Genomic DNA, 21,252 nt, shown 5'->3' with positions numbered 1-21,252 from the left:
AACAAGCAAATATAAAAGAACTTAGGTAAAATGATGATTTTTTTATTGCTTTCTAACAAAAAAGTAGTTATTTTAGAGCAAGCAAAATAAATTAATGGAGACTAAAGAAGGATTAAGTTCAGAAGACTTTCAAAATGCTAAGAATAATGAAGATTTATTCGCTCTAATTAAAGAGAAAAATACTGCATGTAAGAAAGTTAAAGAAACAATTTTATATAATGAAGAGCTAAGGTTACTTCAAATAGAACTTGTTAAGTTACAAAGATGGATATCTAACAATAATAAACGTGTTGCTATAATTTTTGAAGGAAGAGATGCAGCAGGAAAAGGAGGGAATATTCGTAGATTTATGGAGCATCTAAATCCACGTTCTAGTAGATTAGTAGCCTTAAACAAACCTACAGAAATAGAAAAAGGACAATGGTATTTTCAAAGATATATTAAAGAGTTACCAAACCCTGGTGAAATTGTATTTTTTGATAGAAGTTGGTATAATAGAGCTGTTGTAGAACCTGTAATGGGATTTTGTTCAGACCAACAATACAAAGAGTTTTTAGTACAAGTACCTGAGTTTGAGCATATGATGTATGAAGATGGTGTAATTATTATTAAATTTTGGCTTTCAATTACAAAAGAAGAACAATTAAAACGTTTTGAAGGAAGAAAAGAAAACCCTTTAAAAAGATGGAAATTTAGTCCTGTAGATAAGCAAGGACAAATTCTTTGGGATAGATATACACACTTTAAAGAAGAAATGTTTTCTAAAACGCACACATCCTACAGTCCTTGGATGATGATTAAAACAAATGATAAAAAAGTAGCAAGGTTAGAAGCAATAAGACATGTTTTATCTCAGTTTGATTATGAAGGTAAAGAAGAGGCAAAAACAGTATTAAATCCAGATCCAAATGTTGTAATGCGTTATTATAGATCTAACACTCAAATAGATTAAATTTACTATGGAAATATCACCAAAAAATTTAAGAAAATTAAATTCGAAAAAAGGGTTGTTAGCACTAATGTCTAAAAAACCTTTAAATATTGAACGTGCAATTCGATATGTAGATTATCAAAAAAAATTAGAAAAATTACAAGTAGAGTTGATTCGTTTACAAACATGGGCAATTAACAAAGAAGAAAGAATAATTGTAATTTTTGAAGGAAGAGATGCAGCAGGAAAAGGTGGAGCAATTAGAAGGTTAACAGATCGTATTAATCCACGTCATATGCGTATTGTAGCTTTACCAAAACCAACAGAAGATGAGCAAACTCAATGGTATTTTCAAAGATATATTGAGCAACTTCCAAAAGCAGGAGAAATTGTGTTTTTTGACAGAAGTTGGTATAATAGAGCTGTTATAGAACCTGTAAATGGTTTCTGTACTCCAGAACAATATAATATTTTTATGAATCAAGTAAATGATTTTGAACGAATGATTTTAGAATCTGGAATTCATGTAGTAAAAATATATATGTCTATCTCTAAAAAAGAACAAGCTAAACGTTTTGCTGAAATTAAAAGTGATCCATTAAAACAATGGAAAATGACTAAGCTAGATGAAAAAGCTCAAGATTTTTGGGATGAATATACTGAGTATAAAAAAGCTATGTTTGCTAAAACTGATACAGAGTTGTCTCCTTGGAAAATTATTAGAGCAAATAGAAAAACAGAAGCTCGTGTAAATGTGATTAATCACATTTTAGATAGAATTCCATACGATAAAAATTTAGAAATTTAATTTAGAAAACTCTTAACTTCAGAAAAAATATAATAAATTTCTGCAGCAATTTGTCTATTTGTTTTTAAATAAAACTCGTCTTGTAAATTAGTGCCATCATAAGATTTAGGGTCTACAAAAGGTAGATGAAATCTATTAATTGCCTCTGGTATAAAAGGACAATTTTTATCTGCATTATTACAGGTAGTAATTGCTATAAAGGGTTTTTTGTTGTCCTTGTTATCAAATCTTTTAGAATAACCAATAATAGATTTTGAAGACCCTTCAAAAGAAATAAGGTATTTAGGGTTTTGATGAGAAAAATTATCTAAATGAAAAGTAAAACCAACTTTTTGTAAAGTTTTTATAGTATTTCTATAGAAAGCTGTTATTTCTGTTCCACCAGAAAAACTATTAATATTTAAATTAAAAAACTCTGCAGCAAAGAAGCCCCATACTTGCCCTAATTGACTTCTTCTAGAGTTGTGTGTACATATAAAATTTAAATTTACAACTTCATTTTTTTTGTAAACAACACTTATTTCTTTAGCAATTTTAAAAAGTAAATCTTTTCTATTAACATCTAAAGTAGCGTTATTAAATGCATTTATAAAGAAATTTTTAGTAGAAATTGCTGAAGTGTAATTCATCTTGTTATTTTTGCACAAAGATACTACCATCAATACCAAAATAAATTAATACAAAGTTAAGAATGTGTTTACAAATAGGAAATAAAGTTGCTGTTCTAGATGATGTTTTAAAAGGTATTGTTATTCATATTGTTAATGATGAAATTTCTGTAGAAACTACAGATGGAATGGTTTTTAAATTTCATTCTTCAGAGTTAGTAAAAATTGATGTTGAACAACATGAATTGTCAAAATTTACAGATATTAACAATGCTATTTTAAATGAAAAAATTGCTCAAAATCCTCCTAAGAAAAGTTTATTTAAAAAAGAAAAAAAGGAAGTTATTTTAGAAGTTGATTTGCATATAAATAAATTAGTAAAATCTACTAGAAATATGGATAATTACGATATGTTAAACTTGCAATTAGATACAGCAAAAAATAAAATAGAATTTGCTATAGCTAAAAGAATTTCTAAAATAGTTTTTATTCATGGAGTAGGAGAAGGTGTATTAAAATCTGAGCTCCATAGACTATTACGTAAATATCCAATTAAATTTTACGATGCTTCCTATAAAAAATATGGTTTAGGAGCAACAGAAGTTTATGTTTATCAAAACGCTAATTAATTGTATTTTTAACTTATGAAAACAATCTACTTAGATAATGCTGCAACTACGCAAATAGATGACGAAGTTATTAATGTAATTAATACTTCTATGAAAAATATTTACGGAAATCCTTCATCTACACATCAATTTGGAAGAAAAGCAAAATCAGCAGTAGAAACTGCTAGAAAAAATATAGCAAAACATTTTAATGTATCTGCTAGTGAAATTGTTTTTACAGCTGGAGGTACAGAAGCAGATAATTTAATTTTGCAGAATGCAGTTTCTAATCTTAACGTTAAAAGAATTATTACTTCTAAAATAGAGCATCATGCAGTTTTGCATACATGTAATCATTTACAAGAAAAATTTAATGTAATTATAGATTATGTAAAAGTAGATGCGTTTGGAGCTGTAATAATTGAAGATTTAGAAAGACTATTAAAAGCTTCTAAAGCTAAAACTTTAGTAAGTTTAATGATGATAAATAATGAAATTGGCAATTTATTAGATATCAATAAGATTTCTGATAAATGTATAAAACATAATGCATTATTTCATTCAGATACAGTACAAGCAATTGGCCATTATTCTTTAGATTTAAAAGAATCTCCAATAGATTTTATAGCTGTAAGTGCGCATAAATTTCATGGACCTAAAGGTGTTGGGTTTGCTTATTTTAAAAAAGGATTTGGAATTATGCCTATGCTTCATGGTGGAGATCAAGAAAGAGGAGCAAGGTCTAGTACAGAAAATGTTCATTCAATTTTAGGGATGGAAAAAGCGATACAAATTGCTATTTCTAATTTAGAAAATGATAAAAATTATATAGAGGGCTTAAAGAAATATTTAATTTTTGGGTTAAAGAAATTATCAAAAAACATCAAATTCAATGGTTTTTCATCAGATATGCAAAAGAGTAGTTATACAATTTTAAATGTACGTTTTCCTTTTAATAATGCAATGCTTTTATTTAGTTTAGACATGGCAGGAATTTCTGTTTCTGGAGGAAGTGCATGTCAGAGTGGAAGCAATATAGGGTCTCATGTTTTATCTGAAATTTTAACTGATGAAGATGCTGATAAAACTTCTGTTAGATTTTCTTTTTCAAAATATAATACAATACAAGAACTAGATTTAGTTTTAGATTATTTAAAAAAGCAAAAGAGTAACTAAAAGTTACTCTTTTAAATATAACACGTGGGGTGTTATATCTTCATAAACATACTCTGGGAGTAGTTAACTTATCTTGTAGCAAGAGAAGAGAATACTTTTAAAGTATCTCTTTTAATAATTTTTGCATTACTACCTAAAGTTACTTTAATTACTCTTTCTGGATTAGATACCTGAAATACATAACTAAATTGTCTAAAAGAAGTAATGTGGTAATTTGGATACTCCTTTTCTACAGTAGCTTTGTTAGACTCGTAATGTTGTAATTCTGTTTTTACAGGTTGGCAGCTTGTTAATAATACCCCTACAAATGTTAAAGCAAATAACATTTTTTTCATAATAATATATTTTACAATTAAAAAAACAACTATTATATAATAGGCAATACAGGTACTAATTTGTAGAGGAGTAGGGCTTTAGATATCCTGTGCAGCTATTAAAAATAGCAACTAAATGATACTTATAAAGTCAGGGAGCTTTAATAAATGAATAACGCGTTAGATTATTACCCTAACAGGTTATGAACTTCATTATAAATTTAAAAAAGAGGGTACATCAATAAGGGGCTATTGATGTTGCAAATATATAAAATTATTTTAACTTTAAAAGAGAGATATTGTATTTAATTCCAAAATTTATAAAAGTTGTACTTAAATCTCCTCCTTTTGCTTTTACATATCCTGCTGAAGCTCTAAGTTTTAAGTTGTTTGATAGCTTGTAGTTTAAACCTGCACTAGGTTTTATAATTAAACCTTCTCCAGTACTTATATTTCCTCCACCAGCTGCACCACCTAATATTTGAGTGAAGAAATTTGTAGAATTATTAAATAATAGTTTTGATTTTATTCCTAAACCAACCAATCCTTCTGCATAGGCACCTGCATCTCCAAAATTGGCAAACGAAGTTTGACCTGCAACAAAAATTGTTTTATTTAAATCAAAATTAACCTGTAAAGATATTTGATGCATTGCTTCAGTAGGATTTGTCATTCTCTGAGCATTTAAATACATATCTTGTTTTAAAATAACGTCAAAACCTTTAAATTTTCCTTTTGTAAAAGAAGTGTTATTTGTTTTAACTCCATTTCTTTCTAAATAGTATTTAATACCTAAACCAAAAGTGGATGTGTAGAAATCTTTACTTGGTGTAAGTAAGTATCCTTTGTTTACAGTTAAAAATAAGTCATTAAATACTCTTTGTTCAATTGATAAATCTGGATATAATAAAAAGCCTCCATCAGTATTAATACCACCACCTCCAGCTGCACCAATACCTAATTTTGCTAAAATATTAGTATTGTTTTTATTTAAAGATAAATGATATCCACCTCCTAAAAAAACATCCATATAACCAGCTCTAATACCATCATAGGCACCATCAACTTTTAAAAATGTAAACCAGTTGTTGTTTATATAAGAAGTAAATTCAAAACCAGCTAATTTTATAGTTTTACCATTGTTAATTCCTTGCGTATTTCCCTTAATTTTAAGATTATTAAAATGAACCATTAAAGAATTCTTTTTTGGTTTTTGATTCCATTTAGTCATTTTAAATTTTTCTATGTCTATTTCTTTTTCAGCACTGGTATATTTTGCATAGTTAAAGTCAAGAGGAATTTCTATACTAAAATTTAATTGATGATTTTTAATTGCTCCTTCATCAAAAAAGTTAACATAACTCCAACCAGAGTTTATTGAAAAATTTTTAAAATCATATCCTAAATTAAAATGAGGCAAAATAAATGCTCCACCTCCATCAGGAGCTCCAGCACCACCTCCTCCTCCAAAATGAAGACCAGTATCTAAGTAAAAATTGTTTGATAAATATTTTTTTAAACCTGCATTAATTCCTAATGTAAAAAAACCTCCTCTATCACCTGAAATAGCTCCATATATTCCTACACCTGTATAAAAAGAATTTTTAAAATTTAGATTATAATGTATACCAGTAAACCCCATGTTTTGTTCATTAGGAATATTTGTTATTGGCATTTCAATCGATAAAAAATCAATTTTAGCAAAACCTTTTTGTGTAATTTTTTCAGGAATAATTTCTGTCTGAGAAAATAAAATTTGTGTAAAGATTAAAGTGAAAGTGAATAAAAAAATATACTTTTTCATTATAATTTATTATTGTTTTTTTATTGAAATTATGACTGTTTTTGATGCAGGTGTATTACTAATATCTGCTTTACTTTTTAATGGAACCAAAACATTTGCTTCTGGAAAATAAGTAGCTGTACATTGCTTAGGGATATCATAAGGAACCACTAAAAACCCTTTAGCAACTCTTTCTTCATTATTAAAATGACTTGTTAAATCTACTAAATCTAATTTTTTTAATCCAGACAATTCAACATCATTTGGATTCATCATAACAACTCTACGTTCATTTAAAATACCTCTATATCTATCATCTAAACCATAAATAGTAGTATTGTATTGATCATGAGTTCTAATAGTCATCATGATAAACTGATTTTTCTCTAACTGAATTTCTGATGGCTTATTAAGACTAAAATTTGCTTTTCCTGTTTTTGTTGGTGTAAAATTATTATCTCTTGCATTATTTGGCAAATAAAAACCTCCTTTAATTCTTATTCGTTTATTATAATCTTTAAATCCAGGAATTGTCGCTTCAATTTTATCTCTAATTAAATCGTAATTTGATACTAGTTTAGACCAATTTGTAGTCGATTTTATTAATGTTGCATTTGCTATTCCTGCAACAATTGCAGGTTCACTTAATAATTTTGATGAACAAGGATGTAAAGTTCCTTTAGATTGATGCACAACACCCATTGAATTTTCTACAGAAACAAATTGTTCATTTTTACCTTGAAAATCTTTTTCTGTTCTACCTAAACATGGTAAAATAATTGCTTTTTTACCCGTTATTAAATGACTTCTGTTAAGTTTGGTAGAAACTTGTACTGTTAGGTTACAGTTTCTTAAAGCTTCTGCAGTGAACTTTGTATCTGGAGTTGCAGAAATAAAATTACCCCCCATACCAAAGAATACTTTTGCTTTGTTTTGATGCATTGCTTCTATTGCTTCAACAACATCATAACCATGTTTTCTTGGAGCTTTAAAAATAAATTCTTTTTCTAAACTATCTAAAAAGGCAGGTTTTGGTCTTTCCCAAATACCCATTGTTCTGTCTCCTTGTACATTAGAATGTCCACGAACAGGACAAGTTCCTGCTCCTTTTTTACCAATACTTCCTTTTAAAAGAAGAATATTTACAACTTCACGAATGTTATCAACTCCATTTTTATGTTGAGTTAAACCCATTGCCCAACAAATAATAATTTTGTCATTGTTGATGATGAGTTCTGTTGTTTTTTTTATTTGTTCTATAGTTAAACCAGTTTGTGGTAAAAGTTCATCTATAGAATAGGTGTCCAAGTCTTTTAAAAGTTCGTCTAAACCAGCTGTTTTTTCTTTTATAAATTGATGATTGAAAACAGAATTTGGTTCAGCATCTTCTTTTTCTTTCATTAATTTTAAGATAATTTTTAACAAAGCTACATCTCCATTAATTTTTACTTGTAAAAACTCATCTGTTAATTCTTGTCCAGAACCTATCCATTTTAATGGATTTTGAGGATCTTTAAAATTCATTAATCCAACTTCTGGTAAAGGATTAATTGTAATTATTTTACCACCATTTTTTTTAGTTTCACCTAATGCTGCTAACATTCTTGGATGATTTGTACCTGGATTTTGACCTATTACAATAACTAAATCTGTATGGTTAAAATCATCTAAAGTTACAGATCCTTTACCTATACCTAATGTTTGCGATAATGCAACACCACTAGATTCATGACACATGTTAGAGCAATCTGGTAAATTATTAGTTCCAAATTGACGTACAAATAACTGATATAAAAAAGCAGCTTCATTACTTGTTCTTCCAGAGGTATAAAAAATTGCTTCATCTGGAGAATTTAAAGAATTTAATTCTTCTCCAATCATTTGAAAAGCATTATCCCAAGAAATTTCTTGGTAATGTGTTGCTCCTTCAGCTAAATACATTGGATGTGTAATTCGTCCACTTTTTCCAATTTCATAATCTGATAATTCTGATAATTCTTGAACAGAATGAGTTGAAAAAAACATTGGAGAAACCTTGTTTTTTGTAGCTTCTTCAGCTACAGCTTTTGCTCCATTTTCGCAATATTCTGCTAAAAATGCTCTTTTGTCATCTGGATCTGGCCATGCACAACCTGGGCAATCAAAACCATCTCTTTGATTAAGTTTAGATAATAATTGAATACCTTTTCTTACTCCAACTTCATTTTTAATATGTGTTAAAGCAGAAGCAATGGCTTTAACACCAACAGAAGTTTTAGGAACTTCAATTAATTTTATTCCTGTTAGTTTTTCTGACGGTTGTTCTTTAGGATTTTTAGACATCTACAATTTCTGTTTTTACTAATGAAGGATTAGAATATATAGTCATTTTATTTTCTCTTGTGAAACCAATTAAGCAAATACCAAATTCTTTGGCAAAGTCAACAGCTAAAGATGAACAAGCAGAAACAGCAATAATAACTGGAATTTTTGCAATAAATGCTTTCGAAATAATTTCATAAGAAACCCGACCACTAACAATTAAAAAATTAGCCTGTGGTAAATAGTTTTTTATTTGCAAATCTCCAATAACTTTATCTACAGCATTATGGCGTCCAATATCTTCTTTAAGAGTTAAAAACTCATGTTTTTTATTAAATAGTGCAGCTGCATGACTTCCTCCAGAACTTTTAAAAGTATGTTGAAAGAAATTCATTTTAGAAATCATATCATGTAAAATATTACTAGAAAAAGTAATTGTTTCACAAATTTTTTTACCATTAACTTTTAAATCTTTCAATTCTTTTTTTCCACAAATTCCGCAAGAAGAAACAGATAAAAGTGTTCTTTTGTTTAAATAGCCTTTTCCTATTAAGTTTAGAGGAATAGAAACATTTATAATTGTATTTATCTCATTTTGTTTTTCTACAATATTAAGTTGTAATGGAGTTTTGTTTTTATAAATATCTTCAGCATATAGTAAACCTATAATTAACTCTTTGTCATTATCAGGTGTTCTCATAACAACAGTATAAGGTTCGTTGTTAATATTAATTTGAAGAGGAGCTTCTACCACCAAAACATCTTGAATTGTAGTGGGAGTATTTTGGTTTATTTTTAATGCTTGATAAGTTAGTGTTTGCATAAAATAGAACATTAAGCTTCTATACAAACTTAACGAAAAATATAGTTGGTAAAAAAGAAAAGTCTCGAAAGTAAATTCGAGACTTCGTTTTAAGTGTTGTAAGCCCCTAATCTTAAAACACTTAATCTTTGTTAAATATAATAAAAATTAATTAATTTTCAAAGATATTTTTAATGAGAACGTATTTTTTTTTAGGAAATTGTATCAATATTTTTTTTACAAAAAATTACAATAAGATCATTGTTATTTATTGTTGTAAAAAATAAATAAGATGCTCCACCATCTTTAATTTTTGTTTCTTTTCTAATTTGAGCTACTGTTTTAGGAAAGTTTCTAATTGTAATGTTAGCTTTATTTTGATGAAGTAAATTTTTAATTTTCTTTTTGTTATATGGAATTATATTTTCAATATTAAATACTCTTCCAGGAAAGTCAATTAATTTTTCTGAAGTGTATAAATGAGAATGTTGATGTAATTTATAAATACCTAATTTAGTAGAAACGTTATGAAAACCTCCTGATTTTAAAATGGCAGCATTTGGTTCATATAAATAGGTGAGAGGTTTAGAATATTCTGAATTAACTTCTTTTTGATACGAAAAATTAAAAGATTGAATATTGTTTTTATTGATGTTTACTGTATTAATTTGTATTGTATTATTATAATCTTTTTCTAATAAAAATAACAGTTCTTTAACTTCGTTATTTAATGCAACTATATGTATTTCTTTTACAAATTTTAATTCATTTATTGTGCTTGTAATGTCTAAAATAGGTGAGTTTTTAATTAAGATTTGATTGCTTTTAGAAAATAAAAAATCAATATTTTCTGGTACGTTAGGCAAACAATCATTCAATAAAAAAACTTTACCTTTTATATCATTTCTTCTTGATGGGTCTATATAAATACAATCGAACTTTTGTTCAGAATTTTTTAGAAACTCAATTCCATTACCAGAAAAAGTAGTTATGTTTTTTACGTTTAATTGTTGATAATTGTGCTTTACAATTGTTGATAAATCCGCATTAATTTCACAATGTGTAACGTCTTTAAATTGCTTAGAAAAGTAAAAACAATCTACACCAAAACCACCAGTAATGTCAATTATAGAATTTCCTTTTACTAAGTTAGATTTATATTTTGCTGTAATTTCTGATGAGGTTTGCTCAATGCTAATTTTAGGTGGATAATAAATGTTTTCTGTATGAAACCAAGAAGTAAGTTTGTGTTCAGATTTTTGTTTTGCAACAATTTGATTTGCCAATTCTTGTATTGAAACACCATTAAAAGGACTTCCTTTAAAAATCAGTTTTGTAATGTCTGATTTTAAATTTTCAGTAATAAATTGCTGAACTTCTGGATGTAAAATTGCTGAATTCAAGAAAAATTAAATGTCTTTTGTAATTGATTTTACTATCTTATTGTCAGATAAAAATTCTTTTAAGATTACTTTTAAAGCAGTATAAAGAGGTACAGCAGTTATCATTCCTACAACTCCAAAAAGCAATCCACCAATTATAATAATTAAGAAAATTTCTAAAGGGTGAGATTTTGTAGTTTTAGAGAAAATAAGGGGTTGACTCGCAAAATTGTCAATTAATTGCGCAATTAAATAACAAAACATAATCCATAATGAAGTAGATAAAATTTCTGATTGAAAGTCTAAACCAATATTACTTGTCATTGATAAAACAAACATAATTACTGCTCCAATCATTGGGCCTACATAAGGAATTAAGTTTAACAAAGCACATAAAAATGCTATAACAACTGCATTGTCTATACCAAAAACTAGTAAGATAATTGTGTATAAAACAAACAATATTGTTATTTGAAAAATTAAACCAATAAAATAACGAGACAATAAATCATATATCGTTTCAAGAGAATTTGAAAACCTTTTTTCTGTTCCATTTGGCATTATTGTTAGCATTCCTTTTTTTAATAATTGACTATCTTTCATAAAAAAGAAAGAAATAAATAAAACAGAAAATAAACCAACACTTAAAGACCCAACAGCACCTAAAACAGAGTTTAATAAATTGGGGATTTCTTTAAATTGAGAAATAAAATCCACATTCTTTAATTCGCCTAAAACATCAATCCCTTTTGATGAAAAATAGGCAGTAATTTGGTTAAAAATTTGTTGTACATTTTCTTGTAACTTGTCTACTTCTAATAAAGATAAACTTTTGCCTTGCTCTGCAATTAAAGGAATAAACATTACAATTAAACCCGTTAGTAAACCTAACATTAAAAGCATTGTAAAAACTACGGCAAGTGTGTTAGGAAACTTTAATTTTCTTCTTAAAAAGATAATAATTGGTCTTGCAATTAATGATAAAATACCTGCAATAATTATGTAAATTATTACAGATTGAATTGCGTATAAAAAGTAGCCAAAAAGAAAAATTCCTACTAAAATTCCTATAGCTCTTAAAATTCCGTTTGCAATTGTTTTTGAGTTCATTAGTTATATCCTTTTACAGTTCCCATACTTAATATTCTACCATTAGAAAAAGCATGATTTGTTGGTAATAGTGTTCCACTCTTTGTGGTAATCCAATCTTGCCAAGTAGCAGTATCTCCATTTATTCTTCCATTTTTTAGATACATTTTATAACTTTTAGGAACAAAATTAGAATCTAAAATCCATAAATAAGAATCTCCAGGAGTTGTTCCTCCAGAAGTGTACGTTACTCTTAAAGCATTGTTTTGGTCTATTTTTTCAATATTTCTAATAGTTCCATCATCAAATAATTTATGAGGAGCTACTAGCCAAAAAGAATCGTTATTAAAAATATCCCAAGCCTTTTTAACAATTTTAGCATCTGGATTCTTTTGAAGAATTTCATTATAAAATACTGTACTTTTTTCTTTTTCTTGAGGATGTAAATTTACACGGATTGTATCCCAAGAAACAGCTGCAACATGTTTTTCTTTATCCCATTTAAAATGTCTTCTTCCTGCAAAACTCCATTCTAAAAAACGTGTGTTTTTATACGCTTCATGTTTAATGGCTTTTAATATATTTTGTGCTAATTCATCTGCTTTTTCATTATAAGCTTTTACATCTACCATTGGTATTTCTAATCCAAATAAAGAAAGTTTATGTTTTGTAGGTAATTGTATGCCTGCACTTGTTTTTTTCCAATCAGACCAAGTTGCAGAAACACCACCTAATGGGATAATTGATGTCCACATTTTAAAAGAAGTAGGATAAAAGTTATCGTCTAAAATCCATAAATAAGAATCTCCAGGAGTTGTTCCTCCAGAAGTATAAGTTATTAATAATGCGTCTTTATCATTGTGTTTTACAATGCTTCTTTCTGTGCCTTTGTCAAAAATTTTGTGAGGTGCAATTAACCAAAAAGAATCATTATTAAAATAACTTTGAGCTTCTTTTATAATTTCTTTATTGTCAGAAAGTTTACCATCAATATAAACTTCAGACTTTTCTATTTGTTTGGTGTTTAATGTTACTTTGTATTGAGCCCAAGAAATATGAACAATGTTTTCTTGTTTATGCCAAGTATAAAAATGCTCTCCTCTAAAACTCCATTTTAAAATTTCTGTATTTTCAAATGCATCATTGTTAATTGCATTAAACATTTTTATGGCTAATGCATCCGCTTCTTTTCCCTTTTTTCCTTCAGGAAGTGATTCGTTATTAACCACATAAAAAATACCTAAAGCAACAATTAAGAGCAATAATAGAATTCCTATAAATTTAAAAAGCTTCTTCATTTTTATAAATTAAAAATTTAGAAGCTAAAATAGAATATTTAAATGAAGAAACTATTTGTTGGCTTCATAATAATCTAAAATATGTTTTGGAATCTCCATTTTTTGAGGCTTCCCTTGATCAGCAATTGGGTATTCTGCAACTTGTTTAATAGGTACAATTCCTGCCCAAACATCTAAATCATAATCTTCTGGTTCATCTGCAACACCAACATCTCTTACCTTTGCAGAAGCAGTTTCTATAGTAAATTCTACAACCAAAGTTCTGTCTAATTCCTTTTGATACATTGGTCTTAAAGAATCCCATTGATTGGGAACCATTTGATTTACAATCCATTTTAAAACTTCAGTTTTATCAGTATCATTTTCTACTTTTTTTAAGCTACCAAATAACGTTACAGATCTATAATTTACAGAATGATGCAAGCCAGATCTAGCCAAAACCAAACCATCTAAATGCATCACTGTAATAGAAGTTTCCTCACTTTCTAGTATAGACAACAACATTCTATTTCCTGTAGAACCATGAATGTAAATTTTATCATCTCTTCTTGTGTAAGCCATAGGAATTGAAATAGGCTTACCATCATAAATATAACCTACATAACATAAAAAACCGGCATCTAAAATTGAGTTGATTTTTTCTACATCATAAGTTGCCCTGTTTTGACCACGTTTTACTCTGTTTAATTTTGATTGAGGATATTCTTTCATACTATAATTCTTTAGCAAAAATTAGGTTTTCATAATTGGTTTCACCTACATAAAAATCGATACTTCCAATTTCTTTAAATCCGTATTTTTTGTAAAATTTAATTCCTTTTGTGTTTTTGTAATAAGCAGTTAACCAAATAGTTTTAAAGTTTAGTTCTGTTGCTTTTTGTAATATTTTTTCTTGCAATTGCGATCCAATTTTTAAAGAAATAAAATCGTTTAAAATATACAAACGTTGTAGTTTACAGTACTTTGTATCTGTTTTGTTTTCATGGTTTTCATTCAAACAAAGTTTTGCAAAACCAATTGGTAAATCGTTAGAAAATACAATCCAAAAAACATTGTTTTCATCATTCAATTCTTTTTTAATTTGAGCAACAGAATAATGTGTGTTGTAAAAATCTAATAGATTTTGTTTGTCTTCAATATAATCTCCATGAGATTCTGTGTAAGTAATTCTGCCTAATAAAGCAATATATGTAGCATCTGAAACAGTAGCTCTTCTTATTTCTAACATGTTATCTTTTTTCTGGTTTTATCTCTTTAAAATTCTCAGTATTTATTTTTGCAGCTACTAAATCTTTAGGTTTGTATGTTCTTTTGGTAGACATTGGGTATTTTTCATTGTATTTTGATGGACGAATTGGACGTTCTACAAAATTACCAGAACAACTTGGGCAAACGTTTTCAAAAATTTCGATTGCACAAGTTTTACAATATGTACACTCAAAAGAGCAAATCATAGCTTCTGTAGATGTGTTTGGTAAATCTTTATTACAATGTTCGCAATTGGGTCTAATTTCTAACATACAATTTTGTTTATAGATATCTTTCTTTAATTACATTGATATGCCAAATACTATGACCTAACATTATAAATGCACATGCTCTTGCAGATATTGTAGAGTTACTTGCTGTTCCTAAGTTTTTTAAATTCTTTTCAGAAATACTTTTAATTAAATTTTGTGAATATAAGCGCGTCATTTTAAATTCTTCAATTAACGCATCCATACTTTTATGATTTGCTTCTGAAGGAGCTATATAATCATCTTGTTCATAACCTGGTAAAGCAGTTTTGTCGTTTCTAGAAATGCATAAAAAACGATACATAAAAATACGTTCTGTATCAATAATATGCTGAATTACTTCTTTTATTGTCCACTTGTTTTCTGCATATCTGTATTCTAATTTGTCTTTAGGAATTGAACTAAAAAAATCAATTACCATTTTTTTATCATCTTCATATCCAGCAATTAGATCAATGTTTTCATCAACCATGTTAATGTATCTTGAGTAATATTCATTGTATTCAGTATGTTTTAAATCTTTTTTTATCATCACTTAAAATTTATATATCAAAATTACTACATTTATGGACTCTTATAATCATCCAGAATTAAAATAAATAATAGTCCAGTTTATGTTTCCTTATAAAACCAGTTTTCAATTAGATAGAAAAAGTAAACAAGCTTTGTATTTACAACTATCCAATAGGTTTATTGAGCTCATAAAAGAACGAAAATTAATTCCAGAAACAAAATTACCAGGAAGTAGAACTTTGTCAGAATTGTTAAATGTTCATAGAAAAACGGTAGTTGCTTGCTATGAAGAGTTATTGTTACAAGGTTGGGTAGAAAGTATTCCTAAAAAAGGAACATTTATCAATGCCAATTTACCAGAATTACATCAACAAGAATTTTTAAAGAAAGAAAATATAATTGCTGCCAAAACAATTGGTTTTGGTTTTTATAAGAATACATCTTTAGTAAGAAAATCTCCAGAATTTAAAGAAAAATGGATGTATTTAAATGATGGGATTTCTGATGCAAGATTAACACCAACAGAAGATTTAGCAAGAACTTACAGAAGGATTTGTAGCAGAAAAAATATTTACAAAGAAATGTCTTATGGATCTCTTTATGGTAATGAAAAATTACGAAAAACGTTGGTTGAATATTTAAACAAAACTAGAGGTTTAAATATTTCAAAAGATAATGTAATAATAACTAGAGGAAGTCAAATGGGAATTTTTTTGGCATCTAAACTTTTGCTTCAAGAAGAAGATTGTGTTGTAATTGGTCTAACAAATTATACATCTGCAGACACTAATTTTTTACAAAGAAAAGCCAATTTAATTAGAGTAACTGTTGATGATAATGGTTTGGTTACAGATGAAATTGAGCAAATCTGTAAAAAAAGAATAATAAAAGCAGTTTATGTTACCTCTCATCATCATCATCCTACTACTGTAACTTTATCTGCGGAAAGAAGAATTCATTTATTAAATTTAGCTAAAAAATACAGTTTTGCAATTATTGAAGATGATTATGATTACGATTTTAATTACAATCATTCTCCTATTTTGCCTTTGGCAAGTCATGATACCAATGGAAACGTAATTTATATTGGTTCTGTTTGTAAAACTGTGGCTCCTGTTTTTAGAATTGGCTATTTAATTGCTCCAAAACCTTTTGTAGATGAAGCAGCCAATCAACGTAGATTTATTGATAGACAAGGTGATGCTTTGTTAGAATTAACTTTTGAAGATTTTATAAAATCTGGAGATTTAGACAGACATATTAAAAAAGTGATGAAAGTTTATAAAACAAGAAGAGATTTGTTTTGCAAGATTTTAAACGAACAATTTTCTGATGTTTTCACTTTTCAAAAACCAAAAGGAGGAATGGCAGTTTGGTTAACTTTAAACAAAAAATATTCTTGGACAAACATTTCAAAAGCAGCCATAAAATATCAATTAGAAATAGGAGAGTGGCAACGTTATGACAATGCTAAAGTTGGTCATAATTCTATAAGAATAGGTTTTGCATCTTACAATGAAGAAGAAATAAAAGAGTTGCTAAAGAGGCTGTTACTAACTATAAATGAAGTGAAAAACCTGAAAATATCTTTTTAAATTTTTTTGGTAGTTCTTTAGTTATGGTAATGATTTCTTTTGTAAAAGGATGTGTAAAATTTAAAGTAGCAGCGTGTAAAAACAAGCCTTTTCCATTAAATATTTTATCATCTAAAAAGTATTCTTTATCACCCAAAATAGGATTATCAATAGAAAAAAGATGTTTTCTAAGTTGGTGTTTTCTTCCTGTAGTTGGTTGTAATTTTACCAAGTTTAAAAACTCAAAACGTTTGGAGTTAACAGTTTCTAAAACTTGATATTTAGTTTCTGCTAATTTGTTATCAATTTGCGAATTTATTACACCCTCAGATTTCATCTTACCAATTGTAATGGCAAAATATGTTTTCTGAATCTCTTTTTCTTTAAAAAGTTTTCCTAATTCTATAATTGAAGAACTCGTTTTTCCTATTAATAAAAGTCCACTTGTTGGATAATCTAATCTATGAATGGGTTGAGGTTTAACAGCATCAGAAAATGAACTTTTTTGTAGATTTTGAGCAAGTGCATTTGCAATGGTTACAAACTTGTTTCCACTAACTAAAATACCTGCAGGTTTGTAAATAATTGCCAAATAATCATCTTCAAATAAAACTTCTAACTCTAGTTTTAGTCGTTCAAAAGTTGATGAGTTTTCAGATTCAAAAAGCTCAATTTTTTCTCCACCAGAAATATATTTAGAAGTAGTTGCTAAAAGTCCATCAATAAAAATAAGTTCTTTTTTAATGGCTTTTTTAATGCCAGATTTGGTAGGTGTTTTATTAAATATACCAACACTATATTCTTGAAAACGAATTTGTTTTTCTAATTTAGGAACAATATGTGTTTCTAATAACTGCATTAAAATCCAACTGCAGTATCATCTCCTCTAGGGTCTGCACCACCTTCTAATTGTCCATTTGGTAAAACTAAAATAGCATCTACTTTACCTATAATTAAAGAATTCTTTTCATAAATTTTATATCCCAAAGATTCTAAGTTTGTTTTAGTTTCTTTTGTAAAACCATTAGGTTCCATTCTAATTATATCTGGTAACCATTGATGATGAAATCTAGGTTGATTTACAGACTCTTGCATTCCCATATTATATTCTGTAACATTTAAAATATTTTGTAAAACAGATGTAATAATTGTTGAACCTCCAGGAGTACCAACAACCATTTTTAATTTACCATTTTGCTCTACAATTGTAGGTGTCATAGAACTTAGCATTCTTTTTTCTGGTGCAATAGAATTAGCTTCAGAACCTAATAAACCATAAACATTTGGAACACCAGGTTTACTAGAAAAGTCATCCATTTCATTATTTAAGAAAAAACCAGCGCCTTTTACCAAAACTTTAGAACCATAACCTGTATTAAGTGTTGTTGTTACAGAAACTGCATTACCAAACTGATCTACAATAGAATAATGTGTAGTTTCATTACTCTCATATCCTAAAATTTTACCATGAGAAACTTCAGAAGAAGGTGTTGCTTTTTTCCAAGAAAAAGAGCTCATTCTTTTATTGATGTAATTTTTATTAGTTAAGCTATCCATTGGTACTTTTACAAAATCAATATCACCTAAAAAATTAGCTCTATCTGCATAAGATCTTCTTTCTGCTTCTGTTAAAAGCTGAATGTATTTAGTAGAATTATGATTAATTTCTGATAAGTTAAAAGGCTCTACAGATTTTAAAATTTGAGCTAAACAAATTCCACCACTTGCAGGTAATGTCATTGATGTAATAGTATAATCTTTGTAGTTAAAAGTTATAGGTTTACGCCAAATTGCTTTATACTTTTCTAAATCTTTATGAGAGATAATTCCACCTAATTCTGTAACATAATTTACAAGTAAATCTGCTGTTTTTCCTTTGTAAAATCCATTTTTTCCAAAATCACGAATTCTTTCTAAAGTTTGTGCCAATTCTTCTTGTTTTAAAACGTCTCCTTCTTTCCATTCTTTTTGAAAAAGAGTTTTAAAATTATTTACTTTTTCAAACCTTTTTGTAGCATTGTTTAAAGAATTAGCTTGTTTTTTGGTAACTATAAATCCGTTTCTAGCTAAATCTATAGAAGGCTGAACTAATTCATTAAAAGGTAAGCTACCAAATTTATTATAAACTTCTACAGCTCCAGCTACAGAACCAGGAATTCCAACAGCATGTGCACCTAAAGTACTTTTGTTTTTTATAACGTTACCAAGAGAATCTAAATACATATCTCTATGAGCAGTAATTGGTGCTTTTTCTCTAAAATCTAAAGAACCTTTAGTGCCATCATTATTTCTATACACCATAAAACCACCACCACCTATATTTCCTGCAACAGGGTAAACTACAGCTAAAGCAAAATGTGTTGCAACCATAGCATCATATGCATTACCTCCTTTTTGTAAAATATCAGAACCAATTTTAGAAGCTTCTTTTCTAGCTGAAACTACCATTGCTTTTTCTGCAATTAAGCCTGTAACTTTTTTATTTTTGGTTGCTGTTTTACAGTTAGATAATAAAAATATTACTGTAAAAAGTAAGATTAATTTTTTCATAAATTTTCTATTATTTCTTTTAATTTTTTATTTGAATGATTTACTAAATCTTTAAAAAATAAAGTAAAATCTTCTTCTAATACTTCTTTTAAATTTTTTAAATCTTCAATGGCTAAATTCATTTGAGATTTTCCTTTAGTTCTATTGTTCATACCATTTAAAACTTTTGCAATTCCTTCTTCAAATTGATAATTGAATAAGATATCATACTCAATCATATATTTGATGAATTGTTGAGACTTTAAAGGTAAATCTGGAGCTTTTTCTTTAAAAAGAGAATATATTTTATTGGTATAAATGTCTAAAGGAATTTCAGAATAAGAATTCCAATTTTTTGCCAAAAAGTAATCGTAAAAAATATCGATAATCACACCATCATAATGTCCATATCTTTCATGCAACCTACGTTTGCTTTTTCTTACAATTGGATGTGCATCTGTAAAGGTGTCTATTGCTCTATGTAAAAAAATACCCTGTTGAATTTCTTTAGAATAAGCTGTGTAATTATTACCTCTTATATGATCTGCAATAAAATTACCAATCATAATATTGGTGTTTTCTTTTGATAAAAAGAGATGTGCAAGGAAATTCATTAAAGTAAATGTAAACAAAAAACCACAACAAAAGTTGTGGTTTTTTACTTTTTATATTTACTATTTTATCATTTAGATTTTATCGAGAAACCTTTCTATGAGATTGCTTCGAAAACTCGCAATGACAATAATTAGTTATTTAACATTACTGGCATCACAAGCATTGTAACTTGTTCTCCTTCATCTGTACCATCAATAGGAGTTAAAATTCCTGCTCTGTTTGGTAAAGACATTTCAATTAAAACTTCGCTTGAACTTAAGTTGTTTAACATTTCGCTTAAAAAACGAGAGTTGAATCCAATTTGCATGTCATCACCTTGGTAATCGCAACTTAAACGTTCGTCTGCTTTGTTGGCAAAATCTAAATCTTCTGCAGAAATGTTTAATTCTGTTCCTGCCATTTTTAAACGAATTTGATGTGTAGTTTTACTAGAGAAAATAGATACACGTCTAACAGAGTTTAAAAAAGAAGCTCTATCAACCGTTAATTTATTCGGATTTTCTTTAGGAATTACTGCTTCGTAATTTGGGTATTTACCATCAATTAAACGACATACTAAAACCACATTGTCAAACGTAAATTTTGCATTAGCATCATTATACTCAATAGTAACTTCGCTATCAGAACCACTTAAAATACCTTTTAATAAGTTTAAAGGTTTTTTAGGCATGATAAATTCTGCAGTTTGATCTGCAGTAACATCAGTTCTAGAATATTTTACCAATTTATGAGCATCAGTAGCAACAAAAGTTAAACTTTGCGAACTGAATTGAAAAAACACTCCACTCATTACAGGTCTTAAATCATCATTACCAGCAGCAAAAATAGTTTTAGATATTGCTGTTCCTAAAATACTTGCTGGCACTACAGTTGTACTTGGTGATGCTAATGAAACAGCTTTTGGAAACTCATCACCTCCAAAATAAGCCATATCATATTTACCTTGATCAGAACTGATTTCAATGGTATTATCACCTTCTGTTTTAAACGTTAAAGGCTGATTAGGAAACGTTTTTAAAGTATCTAATAACAAACGTGCAGAAACAGCAATAGAACCAGTGCTTTCACTCTCTACTTCTACAACAGAACTCATGGTTGTTTCTAAATCTGATGCAGATACTTTTAATTCATTTTCAGATAATTCAAATAAGAAGTTATCTAAAATAGGTAAAGTGTTGTTGCTATTTATAACGCCACCTAAAACTTGTAATTGTTTTAATAATTGCGAACTAGATACAATAAATTTCATGTAATATTTTTTCTTAATTAGTCTTACAAATATAACCTTATTAAGTGATTTTAAAAATTATTTTATTAACAGGTTATGAGCAATTTGTTGATGAATTTAAAAACGTTATAATTATGTTAATTGAAGATGTTTAGTCTATAAAAAAACTACTTTTG

The 21,252-nt window shown here is 27.9% G+C and carries 21 protein-coding genes; 5 read left to right on the top strand and 16 right to left on the bottom strand.

What is annotated here, in order from left to right; genetic code table 11:
- Positions 1-94 precede the first annotated feature (94 nt).
- Both ppk2 (MPF13_RS11625) and ppk2 (MPF13_RS11620) read left to right on the top strand, forming a co-directional pair.
- Positions 95-952: a polyphosphate kinase 2 gene (ppk2, locus tag MPF13_RS11625; protein ID WP_249982691.1), complete on the top strand. Its 858-nt coding sequence runs from the start codon at positions 95-97 to the stop codon at positions 950-952.
- Positions 953-959: 7 nt separating this feature from the next.
- Positions 960-1,739, top strand: a complete 780-nt coding sequence (gene ppk2 / locus MPF13_RS11620) for a polyphosphate kinase 2 (RefSeq protein ID WP_249982690.1) — start codon at positions 960-962, stop codon at positions 1,737-1,739.
- Here ppk2 (MPF13_RS11620) and MPF13_RS11615 read toward each other — a convergent pair.
- Positions 1,736-2,368 carry a low molecular weight phosphatase family protein gene (locus MPF13_RS11615; protein WP_249982689.1) on the bottom strand — a complete coding sequence of 211 codons (633 nt, stop codon included), beginning with the start codon at positions 2,366-2,368 and terminating at the stop codon, positions 1,736-1,738. The genes ppk2 (MPF13_RS11620) and MPF13_RS11615 overlap by 4 nt on opposite strands.
- A 62-nt stretch (positions 2,369-2,430) precedes the next feature.
- Between MPF13_RS11615 and MPF13_RS11610 the strand changes: the two genes are divergently transcribed.
- Together MPF13_RS11610 and MPF13_RS11605 are read left to right on the top strand one after the other, a co-directional pair.
- Positions 2,431-2,976: a DUF8465 domain-containing protein gene (locus MPF13_RS11610; protein WP_249982688.1), complete on the top strand. Its 546-nt coding sequence runs from the start codon at positions 2,431-2,433 to the stop codon at positions 2,974-2,976.
- A gap of 15 nt (positions 2,977-2,991) precedes the next feature.
- The gene (locus MPF13_RS11605; RefSeq protein ID WP_249982687.1) at positions 2,992-4,131 is read left to right on the top strand and encodes a cysteine desulfurase family protein; all 1,140 of its coding nucleotides are present in this window, start codon (positions 2,992-2,994) and stop codon (positions 4,129-4,131) included.
- A 68-nt stretch (positions 4,132-4,199) separates the two neighbouring features.
- Here the strand turns inward: MPF13_RS11605 and MPF13_RS11600 are convergent, their stop codons facing one another.
- From MPF13_RS11600 to MPF13_RS11550, 11 genes are all read right to left on the bottom strand, one after another.
- On the bottom strand, positions 4,200-4,466 hold the full coding sequence (locus MPF13_RS11600) for a hypothetical protein (protein WP_249982686.1): 267 nt from the start codon (positions 4,464-4,466) through the stop codon (positions 4,200-4,202).
- 253 nt (positions 4,467-4,719) lie between these two features.
- Positions 4,720-6,249 carry a hypothetical protein gene (locus tag MPF13_RS11595; protein WP_249982685.1) on the bottom strand — a complete coding sequence of 510 codons (1,530 nt, stop codon included), beginning with the start codon at positions 6,247-6,249 and terminating at the stop codon, positions 4,720-4,722.
- A 9-nt stretch (positions 6,250-6,258) separates the two neighbouring features.
- Complete coding sequence (locus MPF13_RS11590; RefSeq protein ID WP_249982684.1) at positions 6,259-8,550, bottom strand: FdhF/YdeP family oxidoreductase; 2,292 nt, start codon at positions 8,548-8,550, stop codon at positions 6,259-6,261.
- Positions 8,543-9,352 carry a formate dehydrogenase accessory sulfurtransferase FdhD gene (fdhD, locus tag MPF13_RS11585; RefSeq protein ID WP_249982683.1) on the bottom strand — a complete coding sequence of 270 codons (810 nt, stop codon included), beginning with the start codon at positions 9,350-9,352 and terminating at the stop codon, positions 8,543-8,545. Before fdhD ends, MPF13_RS11590 begins: the two co-directional genes overlap by 8 nt.
- A 191-nt stretch (positions 9,353-9,543) precedes the next feature.
- The gene (locus MPF13_RS11580; protein ID WP_249982682.1) at positions 9,544-10,734 is read right to left on the bottom strand and encodes a class I SAM-dependent methyltransferase; all 1,191 of its coding nucleotides are present in this window, start codon (positions 10,732-10,734) and stop codon (positions 9,544-9,546) included.
- A 6-nt stretch (positions 10,735-10,740) separates the two neighbouring features.
- A complete protein-coding gene (locus MPF13_RS11575) occupies positions 10,741-11,823 on the bottom strand; it encodes an AI-2E family transporter (protein ID WP_249982681.1) in 1,083 nt (360 codons plus the stop codon).
- Positions 11,823-13,100, bottom strand: a complete 1,278-nt coding sequence (locus tag MPF13_RS11570; RefSeq protein ID WP_249982680.1) for a hypothetical protein — start codon at positions 13,098-13,100, stop codon at positions 11,823-11,825. The genes MPF13_RS11575 and MPF13_RS11570 overlap by 1 nt, the downstream gene beginning before the upstream one ends.
- 51 nt (positions 13,101-13,151) lie before the next feature.
- On the bottom strand, positions 13,152-13,811 hold the full coding sequence (locus MPF13_RS11565; RefSeq protein ID WP_249982679.1) for a pyridoxamine 5'-phosphate oxidase family protein: 660 nt from the start codon (positions 13,809-13,811) through the stop codon (positions 13,152-13,154).
- Between the two features lies 1 nt (position 13,812).
- Positions 13,813-14,328, bottom strand: a complete 516-nt coding sequence (locus MPF13_RS11560) for a GNAT family N-acetyltransferase (RefSeq protein WP_249982678.1) — start codon at positions 14,326-14,328, stop codon at positions 13,813-13,815.
- A gap of 1 nt (position 14,329) precedes the next feature.
- The gene (locus tag MPF13_RS11555; protein WP_249982677.1) at positions 14,330-14,620 is read right to left on the bottom strand and encodes a DUF1272 domain-containing protein; all 291 of its coding nucleotides are present in this window, start codon (positions 14,618-14,620) and stop codon (positions 14,330-14,332) included.
- A 10-nt stretch (positions 14,621-14,630) separates the two neighbouring features.
- On the bottom strand, positions 14,631-15,149 hold the full coding sequence (locus MPF13_RS11550) for a DinB family protein (RefSeq protein WP_249982676.1): 519 nt from the start codon (positions 15,147-15,149) through the stop codon (positions 14,631-14,633).
- Positions 15,150-15,231: 82 nt separating this feature from the next.
- On the opposite strand from MPF13_RS11550, the gene pdxR reads away from it, so the two are divergent.
- Complete coding sequence (pdxR, locus tag MPF13_RS11545) at positions 15,232-16,725, top strand: MocR-like pyridoxine biosynthesis transcription factor PdxR (RefSeq protein WP_249982675.1); 1,494 nt, start codon at positions 15,232-15,234, stop codon at positions 16,723-16,725.
- Here pdxR and MPF13_RS11540 read toward each other — a convergent pair.
- From MPF13_RS11540 to dnaN, 4 genes are all read right to left on the bottom strand, one after another.
- The gene (locus MPF13_RS11540; RefSeq protein ID WP_249982674.1) at positions 16,688-17,563 is read right to left on the bottom strand and encodes an RluA family pseudouridine synthase; all 876 of its coding nucleotides are present in this window, start codon (positions 17,561-17,563) and stop codon (positions 16,688-16,690) included. The genes pdxR and MPF13_RS11540 overlap by 38 nt on opposite strands.
- The gene (ggt, locus tag MPF13_RS11535; protein ID WP_249982673.1) at positions 17,563-19,254 is read right to left on the bottom strand and encodes a gamma-glutamyltransferase; all 1,692 of its coding nucleotides are present in this window, start codon (positions 19,252-19,254) and stop codon (positions 17,563-17,565) included. Before ggt ends, MPF13_RS11540 begins: the two co-directional genes overlap by 1 nt.
- Positions 19,251-19,847 carry an acyl carrier protein phosphodiesterase gene (locus MPF13_RS11530; RefSeq protein ID WP_249982672.1) on the bottom strand — a complete coding sequence of 199 codons (597 nt, stop codon included), beginning with the start codon at positions 19,845-19,847 and terminating at the stop codon, positions 19,251-19,253. Before MPF13_RS11530 ends, ggt begins: the two co-directional genes overlap by 4 nt.
- 131 nt (positions 19,848-19,978) lie before the next feature.
- Positions 19,979-21,097, bottom strand: a complete 1,119-nt coding sequence (dnaN, locus tag MPF13_RS11525) for a DNA polymerase III subunit beta (RefSeq protein ID WP_249982671.1) — start codon at positions 21,095-21,097, stop codon at positions 19,979-19,981.
- Between the last annotated feature and the right edge of the window lie 155 nt (positions 21,098-21,252).

The sequence above is a fragment of the Polaribacter sp. Z022 genome (assembly GCF_023555495.1).
GTDB lineage: Bacteria > Bacteroidota > Bacteroidia > Flavobacteriales > Flavobacteriaceae > Polaribacter.
The sequence above is the reverse complement of the archived record's forward strand: the minus strand, read 5'-3'. Positions and strand labels throughout refer to the sequence as shown.